Raw genomic sequence first — 19,109 nt, 5'->3', positions numbered from 1 at the left:
GAGGCCCGGGGAGCCGGGAGTGTCAGGGGGCGATCGGCAGCTGTCGCTTGTGCTCGGTGAGCTCGTAGCGGCGGACGATCGTCGCGTAGGCGGCCTCCGCGACCGGCTTGCCCTCCAGGAAGTCGTCGATGTCGTCGTACGTGACGCCGAGCGCGTCCTCGTCGGCCTTGCCCGGGTCGAGGGTCTCCAGGTCGGCCGTGGGGGTCTTCCACACCAGCTCGGCCGGGGCGCCCAGCTCGTCGGCGATCGCGCGGACGCGCCGCTTGGTCAGGCCGGTGAGCGGGACGACGTCGGCGGCGCCGTCGCCGAACTTGGTGAAGAAGCCGGAGACGGCCTCGGCGGCGTGGTCGGTGCCGACGACGAGGCCGTCGTGGGCACCGGCGACCGCGTACTGGGCGATCATCCGCTGGCGGGCCTTGATGTTGCCCTGCACGAAGTCCTGGTGGTGGGCGTCGCGGAAGGCGACCCCGCCGGCGAGGCCGGCCTCCAGGGCCGCGTCGCTCGCCGCCTTGACGTCGACGGTGAGGACCCGGTCGGCGCGGATGAAGCCGAGGGCGGTCTGCGCGTCCTTCTCGTCGGCCTGGACGCCGTACGGCAGCCGCATCGCGTAGAAGGTGGCGTCGTGGCCGGCGGCGCGGGCGCGTTCCACGGCGAGCTGGCAGAGCCGGCCGGCGGTCGTGGAGTCGACGCCGCCGCTGATGCCGAGGACGAGGGAGCGCAGGCCGGTCGAGGTGAGCCGCTCGGTGAGGAAGGCCACCCGGCGCTCGATCTCGGCAGCCGGGTCGAAGTCGTCGGAGACCTGGAGGTCCCGGGCGATCTGCTGCTGGAGGGCGGTGGGCGCCGGGTCGGTCACGGAGGTCTCCTCGTCAGGGGCGGTCGGCGGCGGACCGGGGTGTTCGGGGCGTACGGGGCGGGCGCGCCGGGTGTACGGCGTGCACCGGGGTCGACTCTACGCGCCGCGCCCGATCGGCCGGCCGACGCGTCCGGGTGCCCGGCGGCGGGCCCCCGGTCCACGGAGGGGTCGCCAGGCGGAGCCGGCGGCAGCGGCGGGCGGAGGTGGGCGGGGCGCACCGCCGACCGGTACGGCGGGCGGAGGCGGTCGGGGCGCGTCCGTCGCCGTCAGTCGGCGGACGCCTCCGGGGTGCACAGCACCTCGACCCGCTGGACGAGGTTGTTGGCGAAGCCGCCCCGGTTCCAGGGCGCGGTGAGCGGCTGGACGTTGCCGTCGGCGTCGGTGGCCCGGACGGTGAGGTGGCGCAGCCCGGGGGTGGCGTTCCAGGTGGTGTGCCAGGCGGACCAGGCCCAGGGGTGGGCGGGGTCCGGTGCGAGCGCGGCGCCGGTCCAGGCCGCCCCGCCGTCCTCGCTGACCTCGACGCGGGTGACCGGGCCGTGGCCGGACCAGGCGCGCCCGGTCAGCGTGACGGGGCCGGGGCGGACGACCCGGGTGCGGGACATGAAGTCCGGGAAGCCGGGAGGGACCATCAGGGCGCGGGGCGCGATGAGGGTGACGGGCTCCCCCGGGTCGGCCGCCTCCTGGCGCAGGCGGTAGGCGACGCTCTGCTGGAAGCCGGTGTACGGGGTGGTGGTGAGCGTGATGTCGTGCAGCCACTTCACGTGGGCCATGCCGTACCAGCCGGGGACGACGAGCCGCAGCGGGCTGCCGTGCTGCGGGGGCAGCGGGGCGCCGTTCATCGCGTAGGCGACGAGGACGTCCCGGGCCGGGTCGGCGGCCGCCGAGAGGGGCAGGGCGCGCCGGTAGTCCTGCTCGACGCCCCGCTCGACGCCGTGGTCGGCGCCCGTGAACACCGCTTCGACGGCGTCCTCGGCGGTGCCGGCCTCCGCGAGGAGCTCGGCCAGCGGGACGCCGGTCCAGTCGGCGGTGCCGACGGCCTCGACGAGCCAGGGCTGGCTGACGGGCCGGGGCGTGAGCCTGGCCCGGCCGTTCCCCGCGCACTCCAGGGTCACCCGGCGGGTGACGGCGGGCCGGGCGCGGAGCGCGTCCAGGTCGAGGGAGAGCGGTCGGAGCACCCTGCCGCCGACGGTGAGCCGCCAGCCGTCGGCGTCCGTGGCGGGGATGTCGTAGTGCACCAGGACGTAGTGCAGTCCGGGCGGGGTGACGTCGTACCGCAGCGCCTCCAGCGGGAGTCCGTGGTTGCGGGTGGCGAGGGCCAGCTCGTGCTCGCCGACGCCCTCCTCGGGGTCGGCCACGCGCCCCGGCGCGCTGATGTCGCCCAGGCCGCTGAGGGATCCGTCCATGCCTTCATGGTGCGCCGCGCCCCCGGGGGTGTCTTGTCGATCAGGCCGTGGGCCGGGCGTGATCGGCGGGACGCTCCCCGGGGCGCGGCGCGCCGGATCGCCAGCCGTGCAGGGGGCCGCGCAGGGCGCGGTCGAGGCCGTCCTGGGGGAGGCCGGTGAGGGCGCGGACGAAGATCTCCTCGTAGACGGGTTCGCCGATCGACGCGCGCACGGTGTCCGTGTACTTCTCGTGGAGGGCCCGCAGGCCGGGCAGGCCGCGCCGGGGCTGGCCGGTGGAGCGCCAGTAGGCCTCGCCGGTGCCGGAGACGTCGGCCGCGCTCTCGCCGTCGCCGGCGGCGGCGAGAGCCGTGGCGAGGACGTCGAGGCCGAGGGCGACGCCGAGGCTGGCGCCGAGGCTGCGGGTCCCTTCGAGCATGGCGCGGGCGTGTCCGGAGGCGGCCGCGGGGTCGCCCTCCAGGAGGCCGGTGAGGGCGAGCTGGTACTCCAGGGCGGTGCGGGTCCAGTGCTCGTCGAGCTCCCGGCACCGGTCGCGGAGGGCGAGCGCCTGGTCCCGGGCCTCGTCGAGCCGGCCGAGGCCGGTGAGGGCGAAGACCCGCACGAGGTGGCAGCGGAGCCGGGCCGCGGAATCGGCGGGGCCGCCCGGCGCGGCGTCGAGGACGTGGCCCACGACGACGTGGGCGGCCATGGCGCGGCCGGTGGTCAGGGCGAGGAGCCCGGCGAGGGCGGCGGCGTCGAGGGTGAGGTCGCCGGGCCGGTCGCGCCCGCCGCCGCGGCCCGGTCCCGCGTGGTCGTCCCAGCCCGTGTCCGGCGCGTGGTCGGCCCGCTCGGCGGATTCCGCGTACCGCGCCTCGCGGGCGCACCGTTCGCTGACTTCCTGGGCGGGCCCGAACTCTCCCTGGAGGACGAGGGTGACGCCGAGGGCCCACAGCGCGCGGGCCCGGACGCGGCCGCGGACGCCGCTGAGGAGCAGGGCCTGTTCGAGGCCGTCGCGGGCCTCCCTGAGGCGTCCTCGGCAGGACCAGGCGAAGGCGACGGAGCCGATGAGGTCGAGGGCGGCATCGGGGTCGGTGCGGAGCAGGCGGTCGAGGGCGGTGCGCAGGTCGGTGTGGTGGGCGTCGACCGTCCGGTACCAGCGCAGCTGGCGGGCGCCGTGCCACTCGGTCTCGGCCCGGCGGGCCAGGCCCCGGAAGTGGGCGGCGTGCCGTTCGGCGACGGCTCCCGTCTCGCCGGTGCGGTCGAGCCAGGTCGCGCCGTACTCGCGGATCGTGTCGAGCATCCGGTGCCGTCCGGCCGCGTCGGCCGCCCGGACCACGGAGGCGCGGACGAGCCCGTCGAGGGCGCCGGGCAGGGTCGCACGGTTCAGCGGGCCGCCGACGCACACGGCGGTCGCCGAAGCGAGGTCGAACGGGCCGCGGAAGACGGAGAGCCGGGCCCAGAGGAGCCGTTCGAGGGGCGCGCTCAGTTCATGGCTCCAGCCGATCGCGGCGCGCAGGGTCTGGTGGCGGCTCGGCCACACCCGTTCCGTGTGGGCGAGCAGGTCGAAGCGGGTGCCGGGCGGGGCGTCGAACCGGCTGCCGAGCTGGTCGCGGACGGCCTCGGCACCCTGGAGGCGGATCTGGGCGGCGGCCAGTTCCAGGGCGAGCGGGATGCCTTCGAGGCGTACGCAGATCTCTCCGGCCGGTCCCGCGGCGGGGAAGTCCTCGCCGGCGGCCCTCCGGAGCAGTTCGAGGGCGTCCTGGCCGGCGGGCGGCAGCGGGTCGAGGGCGATGACGTGCTCGCCGTCGACGCCGAGGGGGCGCCGGCTGGTGGCGAGCACGGTGAGTCCGGGTGCGGCGGCGAGTAGTTCGGCGACGAGCCGCGCGCAGGGTTCGGCCAGGTGCTCGCAGGAGTCGAGGACGAGCAGCAGCCGGTCGTCGGCGAGCCGCCGGCAGAGTCCGGTGGTCGCCATGCCCGGTGTGTGGTCCGAGAGGTCGACGGAGTCGGCGACGAGCGCGACGAGCAGCCGGTCGCCGTCGAGTGGGGTGAGGTCGGTCCACCACGCCCCGTCGGGGTACCGCTCGGCGGCGCGGTGCGCGGCCCGGAGCGCGAGGCGGGTCTTCCCCACTCCGCCGACGCCGGTCACGGTGACGAGGCGGTGTTCCGTCAACGCGACGGATATTCGCTCCAGTTCCGTGCGGCGCCCCACGAAACCCGGGTTCTCGTCCGGCAGATGTCCACGCACGGGAGCAGTGTCCCTCATGAACGGCGCGAACGGGGGTGCGGAGTCCGTTCGTTACCCAGCCTCGACCCTGACTTCGTCACCCGCCCTCGACCCTGACGCCGACCGAGTGCCAGCCCTGTGCCCCGTCCGGCATGGTGGAGGTGCGCCGTTCGGGCTGGGTGGTGCCGGTGCCGTCGGTGGCGCGGACGGTGAGGGTGTGGCTGCCGGGGGTGGCGGCCCAGGGGTAGGTCCACTGGCGCCAGGTGTCGCGGTTGTCCTCGGCGGCCAGGGTGGCGTCGTGCCAGGGGCCGTCGTCGATCCGCACCTCGACGCGGCGGATGCCCCGGTGCTGGGCCCAGGCGACGCCGGCGACCATCACGGTGCCGGCGGCGGGGCGGGCGAAGGGGCGGGGGGTGTCGATGCGGGACTGGGTCTTGACGGGTGCCTGGGCGGCCCAGCCGCGGGGGACCCAGTAGGCGTCGTAGGCGTCGAAGGTGGTGAGCTCGATGGACCGGATCCACTTGCAGGCGGAGACGTAGCCGTAGAGGCCGGGGACGATCATGCGGACGGGGAAGCCGTGGGCGAAGGGCAGGGGCTCGCCGTTCATGCCGAAGGCGAGGAGGGCGTCGCGGCCGTCCATGACCTCCTCGACGGGCGTGCCGATGGTCATGCCGTCGACGGAGCGGGCGACGAGCTGGTCGGCGGGACCGCCTTCGGAGGGCGGGCGGACGCCGGCCTCGCGGAGCAGGTCGGCGAGGCGCACGCCGAGCCAGCGGGCGTTGCCGACGTAGGGGCCGCCGACCTCGTTCGAGACGCAGGCCAGCGTGATGTCCCGCTCGACCGTGTCGCGGGCCGTCAACTCCTGGAGGCTGTACGTGCGTTCCTCGCGCACTCCGCTGCCGTGCAGGCGCAGCCGCCAGCGGTCGGCGTCGACCTTCGGGACCACGAGCGCGGTGTCGACGCGGTAGAAGTCGCGGTTGGGGGTGAAGAAGGGGCCGATGCCGGGCACCCGGAGCTGCGTGCCGGGGGGCACGGGGGGCGCGGGTGAGTCCGGTCGGGGCAGTCGCAGCGCCGCGCGGGAGGCCTCCGCGTGCTCCTGTACGGGGGTGCCGACCGTCCTGCCGAGTGCGGCGGCGCCGGTCGCGGCGAGCCCGGCGGAGCCGGCGACGATCAGGAAGCCGCGCCGGTCCGCGTGGTCCGCGCCGGGCCTCGGGGTGCGGAGGCGGCCGGCCAGGACGTACAGCAGGGCCGCGCCGGCGGCGGCCCCGACGAGGGAGGGCACGGCGTCCAGGGCGGAGTCCGAGTCGGGGCGGGTGACGGCGGCGAGGGCCCCGAGGACGCCGAAGGCGCCGACGGCCGCCGCGCCGAGCGGGCGGTGGCGCAGGGCGAGCAGGCCGACCCCGAGGGCGAGGAGCCCGAGGAGGACCAGGATGCCGAGTTGGAGGACGGCCTTGTCGCTCTCGCCGAAGGCGCGGATCGCCCACTCCTTCAGGCCCGCGGGCGTCCGGTCGACGACGGCGCCACCGACGGCCGGCACGGGGCCCGCCTCGGGCCGTACCCGGGCGGCGACGACGTCGGCGACGGCCAGCGACACGTACGCGGAGACGAGGCCGCCGAGCGCGGCGAGGAGCCGGTCGGTACGGGTGGGTGCGTACTCCGGCTCGCGCGCGGTCCTGGTGGCGTTCATGGTGGGTTCTTCGGCACGGCGGGCCGTCCGGACCGCTCCTCGGGGGGTGCTTCACCCGGGTGGCGGAGCGACCCGGTCGGGCCCGCCCGCCGAGGGGTGTCCTGGCGGTCGGGCCCGCGCGCGGGCCCGGTCCGATCGGCGGGGATGTCCGCTACGGCTTGTCGAGGTGCTCGCCGGGGGTCGCCAGGTCTTCCACCGCTTCGGCTCCGACGACCGCGCCGGTGGACTTCCGGCCGCGGCGGAGCCGGCCTTCGAGCCAGGAGGCGAAGGTGGTGAGGGCGAAGTTGAGGATGACGAAGATGACGGCGACGACGGTGAAGCAGGCGATGGTGTTGGCGCCGTAGTTGGCGCTCATCGGGCGGACGGAGGCGAGGAGTTCGGAGAAGCCGAGCATGGCGCCGCCGAGCGCGGTGTCCTTGACGATGACGACGAGCTGGCTGACCAGGGCGGGGAGCATGGCCGTGACGGACTGCGGGAGGAGGACGTACGTCATGGTCTGGCCCTTGCGCATGCCGATGGCCTTGGCGGCGTCGGTCTGGCCGGCGGGGAGGGCGAGGATGCCGGCGCGGACGACCTCGGCGAGCACGGAGGCGTTGTAGAGGACGAGGCCGGTGACGACGGCGTAGAGGGGGCGGGTGTCCGGGCTGATGTCGGTGAACTCGGCGTACGCGGCGTTGGCGAAGAGCATGAGGATCAGCACGGGGATGGCCCGGAAGAACTCGACGACGACGCCGGCCGCGCCGCGCACGGATCGGTGTTCGGAGAGCCGGGAGATGCCGAGGAGGGCGCCCATGGGCAGCGCGATCACCATGGCGAGTCCGGCGGCGATCACCGTGTTCTTCAGGGCGGGCAGGAGGTACGTCTCCCACACGCGGGCGTCGGTGAAGAAGGGCGCCCACTTGGACCATTCGAGCTGGCCCTGGTCCGCGAGGCTCGCGGCGACCCACCACACGACGGCGGCGAGGGCGGCGAGGAACAGCAGGGTCCACAGGACGTTGCGCCGCCGGGCGCGCGGCCCGGGGACGTCGTAGAGGACCGTCGGCGTCTCCTTCACCGTTTCACCGCCACCTTCTTGGCGACCCAGCCGAGGAACAGTCCGGTGGGCAGGGTGAGGCAGAGGAACCCGACGGCGAAGATCACCGAGATGAGGATGAGTTGGGCCTCGTTCTCGATCATCTCGCGCATCAGCAGGGCCGCCTCGGCGACGCCGATGGCGGCGGCGACGGTGGTGTTCTTGGTGAGGGCGATGAGGACGTTGGCGAGGGGGCCGACGACCGAGCGGAAGGCCTGCGGGAGCACGATGATGCGCAGGACCTGCGGGAAGCCGAGGCCGATGGCGCGGGCCGCCTCGACCTGGCCGAGGGGGACGGTGTTGATGCCGGAGCGGAGGGCCTCGCAGACGAAGGCGCTGGTGTAGGCGGTGAGGCCGAGGACGGCGAGCCGGAAGTTGATGACGGTGAACCGGTCGGCGCCCAGGCTGACGCCGAGGGTCTGGAAGAGGCCGAGCGAGGTGAAGACGATGATGACGGTGAGGGGGATGTTGCGGACGATGTTGACGTAGACGGTGCCGAAGCCCCGCATGAGGGGGACGGGGCTGACGCGCATGGCGGCCAGCAGCGTCCCCCAGACGAGGGAGCCGATCGCGGAGTAGACGGTCAGCTGGACGGTGGTCCAGAAGGCTCCCAGCAGGTCGTAGCCTTCGAGGAAGTCGAACACGACGGCCGGCTCACTTCACGACGACGCCGATCTGCGGGGCCGGTTCGTTCTGGTAGCCGGCGGGCCCGAAGTTCTTCTTGACCGCCGCCTCCCAGGAGCCGTCGGCGACCATCTTCTCCAGCGCCGTGTTGATCTTGGCCTTCAGCTCGCTGCCCTTCTGGACGCCGATGCCGTAGTTCTCGTTGCTCATCTCGAAGCCGCCGAGCTTGAACTTGCCCTTGAACTCGGGCTGCGCGGCGTATCCGGCGAGGATCGAGTCGTCGGTCGTGACGGCGTCGATGACACCGTTCTCCAGTCCGGTCAGGCACTCGCTGTAGCCGCCGTACTCCTGGAGCTGGGCGTCGGGGGCGATCTTGTCCTTGACGTTCTGCGCGGAGGTCGAGCCGGTGACCGAGCAGAGCTTCTTGTTGTTCAGGTCGGACGGCTCCTTGATCGAGTCGTCATCGGCCCTGATCAGCACGTCCTGGTGGGCGAGGAGGTACGGGCCCGCGAAGTCGACCTTCTCGGCGCGCTTGTCGTTGATCGAGTACGAGGCCGCGATGAAGTCCACGTCGCCGCGCTGGAGCAGCGTCTCGCGGTCGGCGCTCTTGGCCTCCTTCCACACGATGTCGGACGGGTCGTGGCCGAGCTGCTTGGCGATGTAGGTCGCCACGTCGACGTCGAAGCCGGTGTAGGTGCCGTCGGGGGTCTTCAGGCCGATGCCGGGCTGGTCGTACTTGATGCCGATGGTGATCTCGTCACCGCCGTGGTCGCGGGGCGCGTCGGCGGCGCCGTGCGCGAAACCGGCGGAGGTGAAGGAGAGGACGACCGCCGCGGCGACGGCCACGGTGGCCTTGCTGGTCCTGAGAGGGTTCATGAGGATCACCCCTGGGGCTGCTGGTCGGGCGGCTTCCGCCGGCTCAGTGGTGGAGGATCTTGGAGAGGAAGTCCTTGGCGCGCTCGCTGCGCGGGTTGCTGAAGAACTCGTCCGGGGTCGTCTCCTCGACGATCTTCCCGTCGGCCATGAAGACGACCCGGTTGGCGGCCGAGCGCGCGAAGCCCATCTCGTGCGTGACGACCACCATCGTCATGCCGTCCCTGGCCAATTGCTGCATGACCTCCAGGACCTCGTTGATCATCTCGGGGTCGAGCGCGGAGGTCGGCTCGTCGAAGAGCATCACCTTCGGTTCCATGGCGAGGGCGCGGGCGATGGCCACGCGCTGCTGCTGGCCCCCGGAGAGCTGGGCCGGGTACTTGTCCGCCTGGTTGGCGACCCCGACCCGGTCGAGCAGGGTGCGGGCCCGCTGCTCGGCGGTCTTCCGGTTCTTCTTGCGGACCTTGATCTGCCCCAGGGTGACGTTGTCGAGGACGGTCTTGTGCGCGAAGAGGTTGAACGACTGGAAGACCATGCCCACGTCGGCCCGCAGGGCGGCGAGTTCCCGTCCCTCGGCGGGCAGCGGGCGTCCGTCGACGACGATCTCGCCCGCGTCGATGGTCTCCAGGCGGTTGATCGCCCGGCAGAGCGTCGACTTGCCGGAGCCGGAGGGGCCGATGACGACGACCACCTCGCCCCGGTGGACGGTGAGGTCGATGGACCGCAGGACGTGCAGGGCGCCGAAGTGCTTGTCGACGCCGCGCAGCACGACGAGCGCGTCACCACCGTCCGGGACGGGCATGGCACCCTCCTGCGTCACGCCCCCGCTCTGCCGCTCCCTCCCACGTTCATGCTCCGCCCTCCCCCCGGCCCGCGCACGCCGGGCGGCGGATGCGGAGGGTGAGCGCGCGGACGCGCGCGCGTGACGCCCGGGAGGGGTTCACGCGCGCGCGGAGGGCGCGGCGGGTCAGCCGGCGGTCGCCTGGACGGCCCGTTCGATGAGGTCGCAGACCTCGGAGGGACGGGAGGCCAGGGAGGCGTGGCTCGCGTCGAGCTCGACCACCTCGCGCGCGTTCGCGCGGCGGGCCATGCGCCGCTCGTTGTCCGGGTGGATCATGCGGTCCTCGGTGGAGACCTGGTACCAGCACGGCTTGGTCCGCCAGGCCGGCTCGGTGACCGCGTCGCCGAAGGTGGAGGCGAGGGGGGCCTTCTGCGTGACGGCCATGACGAGGGCCTCGTCCTCGGCGAGGTCCTGGGCGAAGCTCTCGTGGAACCTGTCCTGCGCGACCCAGAGGTAGCCGTCGGAGTCGGGCGCGATGCTGTCCAAGGCGGCCGGCGGGTTCTCCTCGCTGATCCGGCCGGGGCTCTCGCCCTCGGCGGGGGCGAAGGCGGCGATGTAGACCAGGGCGGTGACGTTGGGCAGGCCGCCCGCCTCGGTGATCACGGCGCCGCCGTAGGAGTGGCCGACGAGGACGACGGGCCCGTCGACCTGCGCGACCATCTTCCGGGTGCGTTCGGCGTCGTCGGCCAGGGACGTGAGCGGGTTCTCGACGGCGTGCAGCTTGTCGTAGCCGCGCTTCCTCAGCTCGACGATGACCTTGGCCCAGTGGGCGGCGCCGCCCCAGAAGCCGTGCACCAGGACGATCGTGGGCTTGTCTGCCATGGGTTCCGTACCGATCTGCGCGAGGGATGGATCCCGCCCCTGGCCCCTCCCCGTGACCCCGGCGGCCACGCTACGGGCAGGGCGGAGGAGCCGCACGCCCGGTCGCCTCCCCGGGCGACCGGGACCCGCCGCCGCACGCTCCCGGGCGCCGCGCCGCCGGATCCCTGCGCACCTGGGCGCCCTGGCGGACACTGGGGGTGGGAATCGAGTGTGCGAGGAGGGTCCGCCATGAGCAGTGCCGCACCCAAGGTCAGCACGTTGCCGCCGGAGCACCGGGAGCGCCTGATGGCGTTCGCCGTGGACGTCTACTTCGATTCCGGCCACCGGCTCTTCGAGGAGCAGCAGTACGCCGACCGGTTCTGGATCGTGAAGACGGGCGCCGTGACGCTCGACGCGAAGGTGCCGGGTCGCGGGTCGCCCGTGATCGAGACCCTGCACCACGGGGAGCTGGTGGGGCTCTCCTGGCTGTTCCCGCCGTATCTCTGCCAGTCGGGGGCCGAGGCGATGACGCCCGTGCGGGCGTACGAGTTCGACGCCCCCGCCGTCCGGTCGATGTGCCGCTCGGACGCCGAGTTCGGCGCGTCGGTGGTGTTCTGGGTGGGGTCGATCCTGGCCCATCGCCTCCATGTGACCCGGGTCCGGCTCCTGGACCTCTACGCCCCGCACGGGAGCGGCGTCCTGGCGTGAGCCGTGCCCCCTTCCTCGTACGCGGAAGGGGGCACGGCCCGGGGCCGGGCGGGTCAGTTCACGAAGACGGCGGGGCTGCCGGCCTGGCTGGTGTCCAGGACGGGCCCGTACTTCGCGGAGAAGTAGCCGCTGCCGGGACAGGTGCCCGGTCCGCTGGTCTTGGTGAACAGCTGGTCGGTGAAGGTGAGCGAGTTGTCGGTGTTGGAGGGCGTGGCGGTGAGGCTCGTGGCCCGGTAGACGCAGGTCGTCAGGCCGAGGATGGTGTTGATCTTCAGGGTGGTCTGGATCGGGCCCGCGGCGCCCGCGGTGACGGTGAGGGACCCGCCGGAGGTGACGGCGGCGGCGAAGGGCAGGTTGTTGACGGTGATGCTCTGGACGCCCGTCGCGCCGACGATGTTGGTGGTGCAGCTGCTCAGCGTGTGAGCGGTGACGGACTCGGTGGCGGTGCCGGGTGCGGCGGGGTTGCCGGTGACGGTGGCGGTGAACGCCGAGGTGTTGCAGGTGATGCCGGTGCTGCCGCCGGCCGTGGTGGCGATCCTGGCCTTGGTCCCGGTGGAGAGCGAGGCGGAGAGGACGTCGCCGACGGCGACGGCGGTGCCGCCCGCGCCGCCGGTGGTGAGGACGTTGCCGGCGGCGGCGCCCGAGGCGCCGGCCTGGGCGGTCGCGGCCAGCGTGGCGGTGACGGCGAGGCCGATGGACACGAGGAGAGCGCGCTTGCGCATGGGGGTGCTTCCTTCCGTACGGAGTGGGGGTGCGGAACTCGGCTGTGCTCGGCGGTGCGCGTGGGTACGCGGGGAGTACGGGGGGCAGCGCGGACCGGTGCGGGGGTGGCACCGAACGCACGTGGGGATGCCCGTGAAGGGGGCCAGCACGAGGGTGCGCGGCTCGACGAGGTGGTGCGCGGCGTGACGTGACGGTGTGCCGCTCTACGGGGTGGTGCGCGGCCGCCGCCGGACGATCCGGCGCCACGGATGTCCGGCAGCGGTGTCGCGAGAGGTGCGGGAGCGTGATACTCGGTGCGGTGCGCGGTGGGGACGCGCCCCGTCCCGCGGGGAGCGGCTCCCCCGCTCGGCGCACCAAGAGGAAAACCCATGAGGGTTGTAATCCTGTCGAGTATGTGACGTCAACAACCCCGGGAGGATGTGGCCGATGACGAGTGCTCGCGGAACCGAGGAGGATCTCGTCCTGCCGGGCGCCCGCTCCGGACGCGAGCCGGAGCGCTCGCTCCGCCCCGGACCGCGCCGGCTGACGCCCGAGGAGGTGGCCTCGCGACAGCGGGAGCGACTGCTCGACGGGATCGCGAGGACGGTCGCGGCGAACGGCTACGCGGGCGCACGCATCAGCGACATCTGCCGGGCCGCCGGAGTGACCCGACCCGTCTTCTACGAGCTGTTCTCCGGCAAGGAGGACGCCGTCCTCGCCGCGTACCGGGGCGGTACGCAGCAGGTGGTGCGGGCCATGCGGAAGGCGTACGAGGAGGCGGGCGGCGCGGCGGACTGGCCGGCCGCGGTGCGCGCCGGACTGCGGGTGCTCCTGACCCTGCTCACCCAGACCCCGGCGTTCGCCACGATGGTGGTCGAGATCGAGTCCCTGGGGCCGGCGGGACGCCGGGCCCGCGCCGAACTTCTGGCCAGTTTTCGCTGGTTCTTCACCGACGCCCCGCCGGGTCCGGCCTGGGTGCCGCGGGGCGAGCTGGTCGACATCGTGGTGGGTGCCGTGCACGCCGCGGTCCACCGGGCGGTCGACGAGGGGCGGTTCACCGACATCCCGCTCCTCCTCGACAGTCTGGTACACGTCGTGGTGGCCCCCTTCACCTCCGAATGATCGATCGCCGACTGCCCAGAAGGCCGTCGATGCAAGGGAGTTGACCCCGGGTAACAGCAAGCCTTACGGTCCGATCGGTCCCCTGCGGCACGTCTGCCTCCGCACCACGCGAGGAAGACCCGGGCGGGTTGGGGGACGGTCCGCGCCAGGACGTCGCCGCGCAGGTCTGTTTCCTCACTCATGTCAGGAGCACCGCATGGCCCTGTCCGAAGGCTCCCCCGACCAGCACACGAACCCCGCCGCGACCGGGGACGGTCCCGGCAGGCGCGGCCGGGTCCGCTACCGCCGCGCGGCGCTGATGGGCGGCCCCGCCCTGGCCGTCGCCGCCACCCTCGTCGTCCTCACCGCGCAAGGGGCGCTCGCCGCCCAGTTCGCCATCTCCGGCATGCCGTTCACCGTCACCGCCGACTCCATGGAGGGCACCGGCTTCGGCCAGTTCGGCGCCCTCGACAACATGGCCGAGGGCAGCCCCAACGCCGGCGACACCGGAGGTCAGGTGCTGGTCATCGTCACCGCGATCCGCGAGGCGAAGCTCACCAACCTCTGCCAGAGCGTGGAGCTCGGCGGCACGTACCTGCACATCACGGCGGGCGGCGAGGGGACCCCGGTCAAGGCCTCGGGGCTCACCACCGACTCCACCGACATCAGCGGCAAGGTCGCCGACTTCGACAACATCGAGATCGGCGGCGACGCGAGCACCTTCGAGAAGCCGCCGATCAAGGGCCCCCTCGGCTCCTTCGGGCAGCAGGCCGACACCGTCACCATCAAGGACCTGCGGCAGACCAACTACGCCACGACCGCCGTCCGGTTCACCCTGCCCGACCTGCACATGCGCTTCAGCTCGAAGGGCTGCTGAGCGTGGCGCCCGGCCGTCCCCGGCACCCCTGGCGAACCTTCCGGCGCTGGCGGCACCGCCGCCCCTTCGGCGCCGGCGTCGCGCTCGCCCTGGGCGGGGCGGAGATCCTGCTGACCCAGCGGGCGAGCATCAACGTGATCCTCACGGCGGGTGCCGACAGCCTGGTGGGCTACGTCCTGCCCGGCCTCATGGTGATCTGCGGACTGCTCGTCGTCCTCAACCCCCGCCAACGGCTCTTCTACTCGGTCGTCGGAGTCCTGGCGTCCCTCGGGAGCTGGGTGACCTCCAACCTGGGCGGGTTCTTCGTGGGGATGATGCTCGGGCTGATCGGCAGCTCGCTCGCCTTCGGCTGGCTCCCGGACCGGCCGCCGCGGCAGCGCCGGCTCTTCCGGCGCCGGAAGCCGGGGACGGCCGGACGCGCCACGGAGGCACCGACGGCGGCCGGGACGGCCTGAACGACCCGCCCGCACCGGTCCGGCCGGGTCCACGCCCGGCCGGCGCCCGGCCTTCGGTGACGACCGACGAGCTCGCAGCCCGCCGCGAGCTGCCACCGCGGACGGACCCGGCCGGGCCCCCGCCCGAGGAGGCGGCCCCGGCGGGGGGGAGCGAGACGGCCTTGCCCGGGGACGGCCTTGCCCGGGGACAGCCCTGTCCGGGGACGGCCCTGTCCGGGAGGGTCTCCGGGGTCGCGCCTCCGCACTCGAACGCCGTACGACCGGCGCGGCCCGGCCCTCGCCCGACCGGGCGGTACGGTGGGAACGCACGACCGGGCCGTGCCTCCGCGCCGGCCCCGACCCCACCCGTACGCACACTCCGGCGACGAGCGGCGAGGCCCCCATGAGCGACCCGAGGACGGCACGCGAGGCGATCGCCCTCGTGGCGGACGACTTCACCGAACTCCCCTACGGGGAGGAGCCTTTGGACGGCGACGGACCGATCGGCTGGCCCGGCTACGCCGACGCCCACGCGCGCGCCGCCGAACGCACCGGCGAGACCGAGTCGGTGGTCTGCGGCACCGGCACGGTGTGCGGGGTACGGGTGGTGCTGATCTCCTTCGAGTTCCGGTTCCTCGGCGGCTCCCTCGGCGAGCGGACGGGAGCGCGCACGGCGGCCGCCCACGCGCTGGCCCGCGCCCGCCGGCTGCCCGTGGTCGTCCTGCCGGCGACGGGCGGCAGCCGGATGCACGAGGGCATGCGGGCGCTCCTCCAGCTCCAGTACCTCGCCCGCGAGTCGGCGCTCACCCGGGCCGCCGGGCTGCCTCAGATCGCGGTCCTGCGGAACCCGACGACGGGCGGTGGCTGGGCGACGCTGGGCGCCGGATCCGACGTCGTGCTCGCCCTGCCGGGGGCCCAGGTCGGCTTCGCCGGCTCGCGGGTGCGCCCGCCGGACGCGGACCCCGCCGCCTACACCGCCGAGGCCCAGCTCGCCCACGGCCACGTCGACGCGATCGTGCCGCCCGAAGCGCTGCGCGCCGCCCTCGGGCGCTGGCTCGGTCTGCTCACCCGGCCCGCCGAGGGACCGGTCCCGCCGCCGCACGCCCTCTCCGCCCCGGGCACCGAGCCCGCCGCGAGCGGCCGGGAGGCCGTGGCGGACGCCCGGCACCCCGACCGGCCCCGGGCCCCCGCGTACCTCGACGCCCACTTCACGCTGCGCGAGGAGATCTCCGGCGACCGCTGCGGCGGCGTCGACCCGGGGATGCGCTGCGGCTTCGGGCGGCTCCCCGACGGCCGTACCGTCGCGTTCGCCGCGCAGTGCGGCACCGCGACCCGCCCGGCCGGCTTCCGTACCGCCGCGCGGCTCGTCCGGCTCGCGGACCGGCTGGGCATCCCGGTCCTCACCCTCGTCGACACCCCGGGCGCCGCCAACGACCCGGCGGCGGAGCACGCCGGAGCCGGCCCCGCGATCGCCGACCTGTTCGCCGCCGTCGCCACCGCCCGCGTCCCCCTCACCTCCCTCCTCATCGGCGAGGGCGGCTCCGGCGGCGCCCTCGCCCTCGCCGCCCCCGACAACCTCTGGGCCACCCCCGACAGCTACTTCTCGGTCATCGCCCCCGAGCTCGCGGCGTCGATCCTGAAGCGCGCGCCGGAGGAGGCCGACGCGACGGCGGACCAACTCCGGCTGCGGCCAAGGGACCTGCTCGACCTGGGGGTCGTCCGCGGCATCGTGAAGCCCTGACGCCGATTCGGTCGGCGCCCGCCGACGGGGATCCTTCCCGAGTCCTGTCCGGGCCCTGGCCGTCCGCTGTGCGGGGCCTGGCCCGGCCGCGGCGAGAGTGGCACCACCCGAACGCGTCCGCGTCCGGGGGAAGTCCCCTCACCTCAGGAGCCCCGATGAACCGTAGGCCCCGTATCCGCGCCGCCATGGCCGGCGGTGCGGCCGTGACCGCGCTCGGCGCCCTCGCCGCCGGCGTGGGCGTGGCCCAGGCCGGCGAGGAGGACCGCGGCGGCGACCGGCAGGGCAGGGTGACCGAGCGCGGGATCGCCGGGCTGTTCGACCGGTGGAACGCGGCGCTGCCGGCCGGCGACCCGGAGAAGGTCGCCGACCTGTACGCCGACGACGCCGTGCTGCTGCCGACCTCGTCGCCCCGGATCCGCACGAACCACGCGGAGATCGCGGACTACTTCGAGCACTTCCTGCGGAAGAAGCAGCGGGGCGAGAAGGTCCGCTCGGTGATCCACGTCCGCGACCGGAACTCGGCGCTCGACGCCGGCGTCTACCGCTTCCACCTCACCGACCCGAGGACCGGGGTCACCCGGGCCGTCGACGCCCGGTACACCTACGAGCACGAGAAGCGGAAAGGCACCTGGCCGATCGTCAACCACCACTCCTCGGTGCTGCCGGCCGAGGGCTGATCCGCCGCGGCGCGTCGGCGTCGGTCCGCAGCACGATCCGCACGCGCAGTCCGCCGCCGGGCGCGTCCCGCAGGGCGACCCGGCCGCCGTCGTCCGTCACCAGCCGTCTGACGATGGCGAGGCCGAGGCCCGAGCCGGTGCGGCCGGTCAGTCCCTGACCGCGCCAGAACCGGTCGAAGGCGCGGGCCTGTTCGGCGGCGGACATCCCGGGGCCCTGGTCGAGGATGTCGATAACCGCCTCCTCGGGGCCGCCCTGCTCCACCCGCACGGTGATGGTGCCCCGGTCCGGGGAGACCTCCAGGGCGTCGGAGAGCACGTTGTCGAGGACCTGGTCGAGGTCGCCGGGCCCGGCCAGCACCCGGGGCGGGCGTCGGGGTCGCCGGTGAGGACGATCGTCACGCCGCGCTCGTCGGCGGCCGGGCGCCACACGTTCAGGCGCTCCTCGACCAGTTCGCGCAGCGCCAGCGGTTCGGGCGCGGACACCTTCGCCTCGGCCCTCGCCAGCACCAGCAGGCCGCTGACCAGGCGGCTCATCCGTACGACCTCGGCGGTCGCCTGGTCGACGTCCTCGCGTACGAACTCGTCCTCCACGCCGTCCGCGATGTTGTCGAGCGAGAGCCGCAGGGCGGTCAGCGGGGTGCGCAGCTGGTGCGAGGCGTCCGCGACGAAGGTGCGCTGCGAGGCGACGAGGGTGTCGAGGCGTTCGGCACCCTGGTTCAGGGTGCGGGCGAGCGTCCGGGTCTCCTGCGGTCCCGTGACGGGGGACCGGGCGGTGAGGTCGCCGTCGCCGAACCGGCTCGCCATGTCGTCGAGTTGCCGCAGCGGCTTGGTGAGGAGTCGGGCCACGATCGCGCCGAGCCCGGCGGCCACCGCGAGAGCCGGACCCGGGCCGCCTTGCGGTCGACGGTGAGCCTGGCCCCGTACCGCTGCGGCCCGGAGGACTGCTCGGCGGGCCGGACCCTGCGCATCACGGCGCGGATCCGGGCGATGACCTCGCGCACCCCGAAGGGCTTGGAGACGTAGTCGTCGGCGCCGATCTCCAGGCCGACCACCCGGTCGGTCTCGTCGCTGCGCGCGCTGATCACGATGATCGGGACGTCCCCGCGGCGCCGCAGCGCCCGGCAGACGTCGGGCCCGTCGGTGTCGGGCAGCCCGAGGTCGAGGAGCACGGGGCCGTACGGGGTGGTGACGGCGAGCCCCGCCGTCCCCGTCGTGACCCACTCCACCTCGAACCCGTAGCGCAGCAGCCCGCGTCGAAGGGATTCCGTAACCGGCTCGTCGTCTTCCACCAGCAGTACGCGCACGGGCAAACCCTGGTTCGCGTTCCGTACGCCGGTGCACCGGGCCGTCCGGCCCCGGACGGCCGCTCAGTAGTAGCGGCGCATGATCTCGTCGGCCCACGCCGGCTGCTCGGTCGGCCCCTGGGGGCCGAACTCCGCCATGTACGGCTTGATGTCGAGCACCGGGGTGCCGTCGACCGCGTCGAGGCCCCGCACGTGGAGGTCGAGGCCGTCCGCGCGGATCAGACGGCAGCGCGAGACGCCGATGCGGTTGGGGCGGTTCTTGCCCCGCTGCGCGAAGATCCCGACCAGCGGCCAGTCCTCGTTGCCGCGCGGGTGACGGGCGCCGGTCTGGACGGCGTCCGGCCGCACCCGGTCGAAGTGGTAGACGACCTCCAGGTGCGAGAAGGCGTCGAGGCCGGCGAGCGCCTCGGGGCCGAAGGCCTCCGCGTCCAGCCGCACGACCGACTCGACGTCGCCCCACTCGTCGTCGCGCACCTCGACGCGCCCGCCGACGACATGACCCACCGGGTACGAGACGACCGCCACCGGGGGGTGCCGCTCCTGTGCCGTCATGGGCTTCCTCGCTCTTCTCTCACGGATCCCGTGGGATGCTCCGGCCGCGCCGCGGCCAGGGGTGCGGCCGCGCCCCCGCACCGTACCCCTTCCGGCGAACGGACCTCGAAAGACCGTCAGATTCCGGGCCCGTAACCGGGATCGGGCCCCTGCGGCGGATTCCAGCCGGCCGCCAGCCCCCAGAGGCCGAGGCCGACGACCGCCGCGCAGAGGAGCGCCGCCTGCCACGGCCGCAGCCACCGGGTGGCCGCCGTGTAGGTGAGCGGCGGTACGACGAGGCCGGCGCACAGGATCAGCGGCAGTTCGACGAGGATCACTCCCCAGTCCCTGGCGTGCGCCTCGAAGCCTCCGTCGATCGTGTACGCGGCCCGGGTCAGTGCGAACGCCCCCACGACCGCGACGCCGGCGACGGCGAGCAGACAGCCGACGGCACTCTCGGCCCGGCCGTCCTCGTCGTCCTCGTCCTCGTTCCCCTCGCCCTCGTCCCCGTGGTCCTCGTACCCCGGCTCCTCGTCCTCGTACGCCCAGCCTCCGTGCTCCTCGGACCCGTGTTCCTGGTCTCCGTGCCGCTCGGCCCCGGGTGAAGGGTTCTCGCTCATGCCGGTGACGGACGCCGGAGGGTCCCGTCCGGTTCCGCACCTCCGGGGCCTCCGGGGCCC

Annotated in this window: 20 protein-coding genes and 1 pseudogene; 6 read left to right on the top strand and 15 right to left on the bottom strand. The window is 74.2% G+C overall.

Translation table 11 applies throughout. From position 1 onward, the window contains the following. Positions 1-22: 22 nt before the first annotated feature. The 9 genes from nadE to ACIQFX_RS30040 all read right to left on the bottom strand — a co-directional run bounded on the left by nadE (position 23) and on the right by ACIQFX_RS30040 (position 10,375). Positions 23-853 (bottom strand): ammonia-dependent NAD(+) synthetase, encoded by an 831-nt coding sequence (gene nadE, locus ACIQFX_RS30080; RefSeq protein ID WP_402469753.1) that lies wholly within the window; start codon positions 851-853, stop codon positions 23-25. 266 nt (positions 854-1,119) lie between these two features. Continuing rightward, positions 1,120-2,256, bottom strand: coding sequence for a sulfite oxidase (locus ACIQFX_RS30075; RefSeq protein ID WP_402469750.1), 1,137 nt, complete (start codon positions 2,254-2,256; stop codon positions 1,120-1,122). A gap of 40 nt (positions 2,257-2,296) precedes the next feature. Further along, positions 2,297-4,495, bottom strand: coding sequence for an ATP-binding protein (locus tag ACIQFX_RS30070; RefSeq protein ID WP_402469748.1), 2,199 nt, complete (start codon positions 4,493-4,495; stop codon positions 2,297-2,299). A 58-nt stretch (positions 4,496-4,553) separates the two neighbouring features. Continuing rightward, entirely contained in the window at positions 4,554-6,143 is a 1,590-nt protein-coding gene (locus tag ACIQFX_RS30065; RefSeq protein ID WP_402469745.1) for a molybdopterin-dependent oxidoreductase, read from the bottom strand. Positions 6,144-6,294: 151 nt separating this feature from the next. Then, positions 6,295-7,197, bottom strand: coding sequence for an amino acid ABC transporter permease (locus ACIQFX_RS30060; protein WP_402469742.1), 903 nt, complete (start codon positions 7,195-7,197; stop codon positions 6,295-6,297). Continuing rightward, positions 7,194-7,859: an amino acid ABC transporter permease gene (locus ACIQFX_RS30055; RefSeq protein WP_402469740.1), complete on the bottom strand. Its 666-nt coding sequence runs from the start codon at positions 7,857-7,859 to the stop codon at positions 7,194-7,196. Before ACIQFX_RS30055 ends, ACIQFX_RS30060 begins: the two co-directional genes overlap by 4 nt. Before the next feature lie 10 nt (positions 7,860-7,869). Continuing rightward, the gene (locus ACIQFX_RS30050) at positions 7,870-8,715 is read right to left on the bottom strand and encodes a glutamate ABC transporter substrate-binding protein (RefSeq protein ID WP_402469738.1); all 846 of its coding nucleotides are present in this window, start codon (positions 8,713-8,715) and stop codon (positions 7,870-7,872) included. Positions 8,716-8,758: 43 nt separating this feature from the next. Further along, entirely contained in the window at positions 8,759-9,514 is a 756-nt protein-coding gene (locus ACIQFX_RS30045; protein WP_402469736.1) for an amino acid ABC transporter ATP-binding protein, read from the bottom strand. A 165-nt stretch (positions 9,515-9,679) separates the two neighbouring features. Then, positions 9,680-10,375 (bottom strand): alpha/beta hydrolase, encoded by a 696-nt coding sequence (locus ACIQFX_RS30040; protein WP_402469733.1) that lies wholly within the window; start codon positions 10,373-10,375, stop codon positions 9,680-9,682. 228 nt (positions 10,376-10,603) lie between these two features. Between ACIQFX_RS30040 and ACIQFX_RS30035 the strand changes: the two genes are divergently transcribed. After that, complete coding sequence (locus tag ACIQFX_RS30035; protein WP_402469731.1) at positions 10,604-11,062, top strand: Crp/Fnr family transcriptional regulator; 459 nt, start codon at positions 10,604-10,606, stop codon at positions 11,060-11,062. A gap of 53 nt (positions 11,063-11,115) precedes the next feature. Here ACIQFX_RS30035 and ACIQFX_RS30030 read toward each other — a convergent pair whose 3' ends face one another. Further along, on the bottom strand, positions 11,116-11,784 hold the full coding sequence (locus tag ACIQFX_RS30030; RefSeq protein ID WP_402469728.1) for a Tat pathway signal sequence domain protein: 669 nt from the start codon (positions 11,782-11,784) through the stop codon (positions 11,116-11,118). A 427-nt stretch (positions 11,785-12,211) separates the two neighbouring features. On the opposite strand from ACIQFX_RS30030, the gene ACIQFX_RS30025 reads away from it, so the two are divergent. The 5 genes from ACIQFX_RS30025 (at position 12,212) to ACIQFX_RS30005 (ending at position 16,594) form a co-directional block, all read left to right on the top strand. Continuing rightward, on the top strand, positions 12,212-12,886 hold the full coding sequence (locus ACIQFX_RS30025) for a TetR/AcrR family transcriptional regulator (protein ID WP_402469726.1): 675 nt from the start codon (positions 12,212-12,214) through the stop codon (positions 12,884-12,886). Between the two features lie 196 nt (positions 12,887-13,082). Next, a complete protein-coding gene (locus ACIQFX_RS30020) occupies positions 13,083-13,742 on the top strand; it encodes a DUF6230 family protein (RefSeq protein WP_402469723.1) in 660 nt (219 codons plus the stop codon). Positions 13,743-13,744: 2 nt separating this feature from the next. Further along, positions 13,745-14,197 carry a DUF6114 domain-containing protein gene (locus ACIQFX_RS30015; protein WP_402469720.1) on the top strand — a complete coding sequence of 151 codons (453 nt, stop codon included), beginning with the start codon at positions 13,745-13,747 and terminating at the stop codon, positions 14,195-14,197. Between the two features lie 382 nt (positions 14,198-14,579). Then, complete coding sequence (locus ACIQFX_RS30010; RefSeq protein WP_402469717.1) at positions 14,580-15,917, top strand: carboxyl transferase domain-containing protein; 1,338 nt, start codon at positions 14,580-14,582, stop codon at positions 15,915-15,917. A gap of 155 nt (positions 15,918-16,072) precedes the next feature. Then, positions 16,073-16,594: an SgcJ/EcaC family oxidoreductase gene (locus ACIQFX_RS30005; RefSeq protein WP_402469714.1), complete on the top strand. Its 522-nt coding sequence runs from the start codon at positions 16,073-16,075 to the stop codon at positions 16,592-16,594. Here ACIQFX_RS30005 and ACIQFX_RS30000 read toward each other — a convergent pair. The 5 genes and pseudogenes from ACIQFX_RS30000 to ACIQFX_RS29980 form a co-directional block, all read right to left on the bottom strand. Continuing rightward, on the bottom strand, positions 16,557-16,952 hold the full coding sequence (locus ACIQFX_RS30000; RefSeq protein ID WP_402469711.1) for a sensor histidine kinase: 396 nt from the start codon (positions 16,950-16,952) through the stop codon (positions 16,557-16,559). The two genes, ACIQFX_RS30005 and ACIQFX_RS30000, sit on opposite strands and share 38 nt — an antisense overlap. Before the next feature lie 188 nt (positions 16,953-17,140). Continuing rightward, a pseudogene (locus ACIQFX_RS29995) lies at positions 17,141-17,398 on the bottom strand (histidine kinase dimerization/phospho-acceptor domain-containing protein); the annotation flags it as partial. Continuing rightward, positions 17,311-17,898: a response regulator transcription factor gene (locus tag ACIQFX_RS29990; RefSeq protein WP_402469708.1), complete on the bottom strand. Its 588-nt coding sequence runs from the start codon at positions 17,896-17,898 to the stop codon at positions 17,311-17,313. The pseudogene ACIQFX_RS29995 and the gene ACIQFX_RS29990, both read right to left, overlap by 88 nt. Before the next feature lie 63 nt (positions 17,899-17,961). Next, complete coding sequence (locus ACIQFX_RS29985) at positions 17,962-18,450, bottom strand: SAM-dependent methyltransferase (protein ID WP_402469705.1); 489 nt, start codon at positions 18,448-18,450, stop codon at positions 17,962-17,964. A gap of 116 nt (positions 18,451-18,566) precedes the next feature. Then, positions 18,567-19,049: a hypothetical protein gene (locus ACIQFX_RS29980; RefSeq protein WP_402469702.1), complete on the bottom strand. Its 483-nt coding sequence runs from the start codon at positions 19,047-19,049 to the stop codon at positions 18,567-18,569. Between the last annotated feature and the right edge of the window lie 60 nt (positions 19,050-19,109).

This window comes from Streptomyces sp. NPDC093089, from assembly GCF_044754405.1.
In the GTDB taxonomy this organism is placed as follows: Bacteria; Actinomycetota; Actinomycetes; order Streptomycetales; family Streptomycetaceae; genus Streptomyces.
This window is presented reverse-complemented; position numbering and strand designations above follow the sequence as displayed.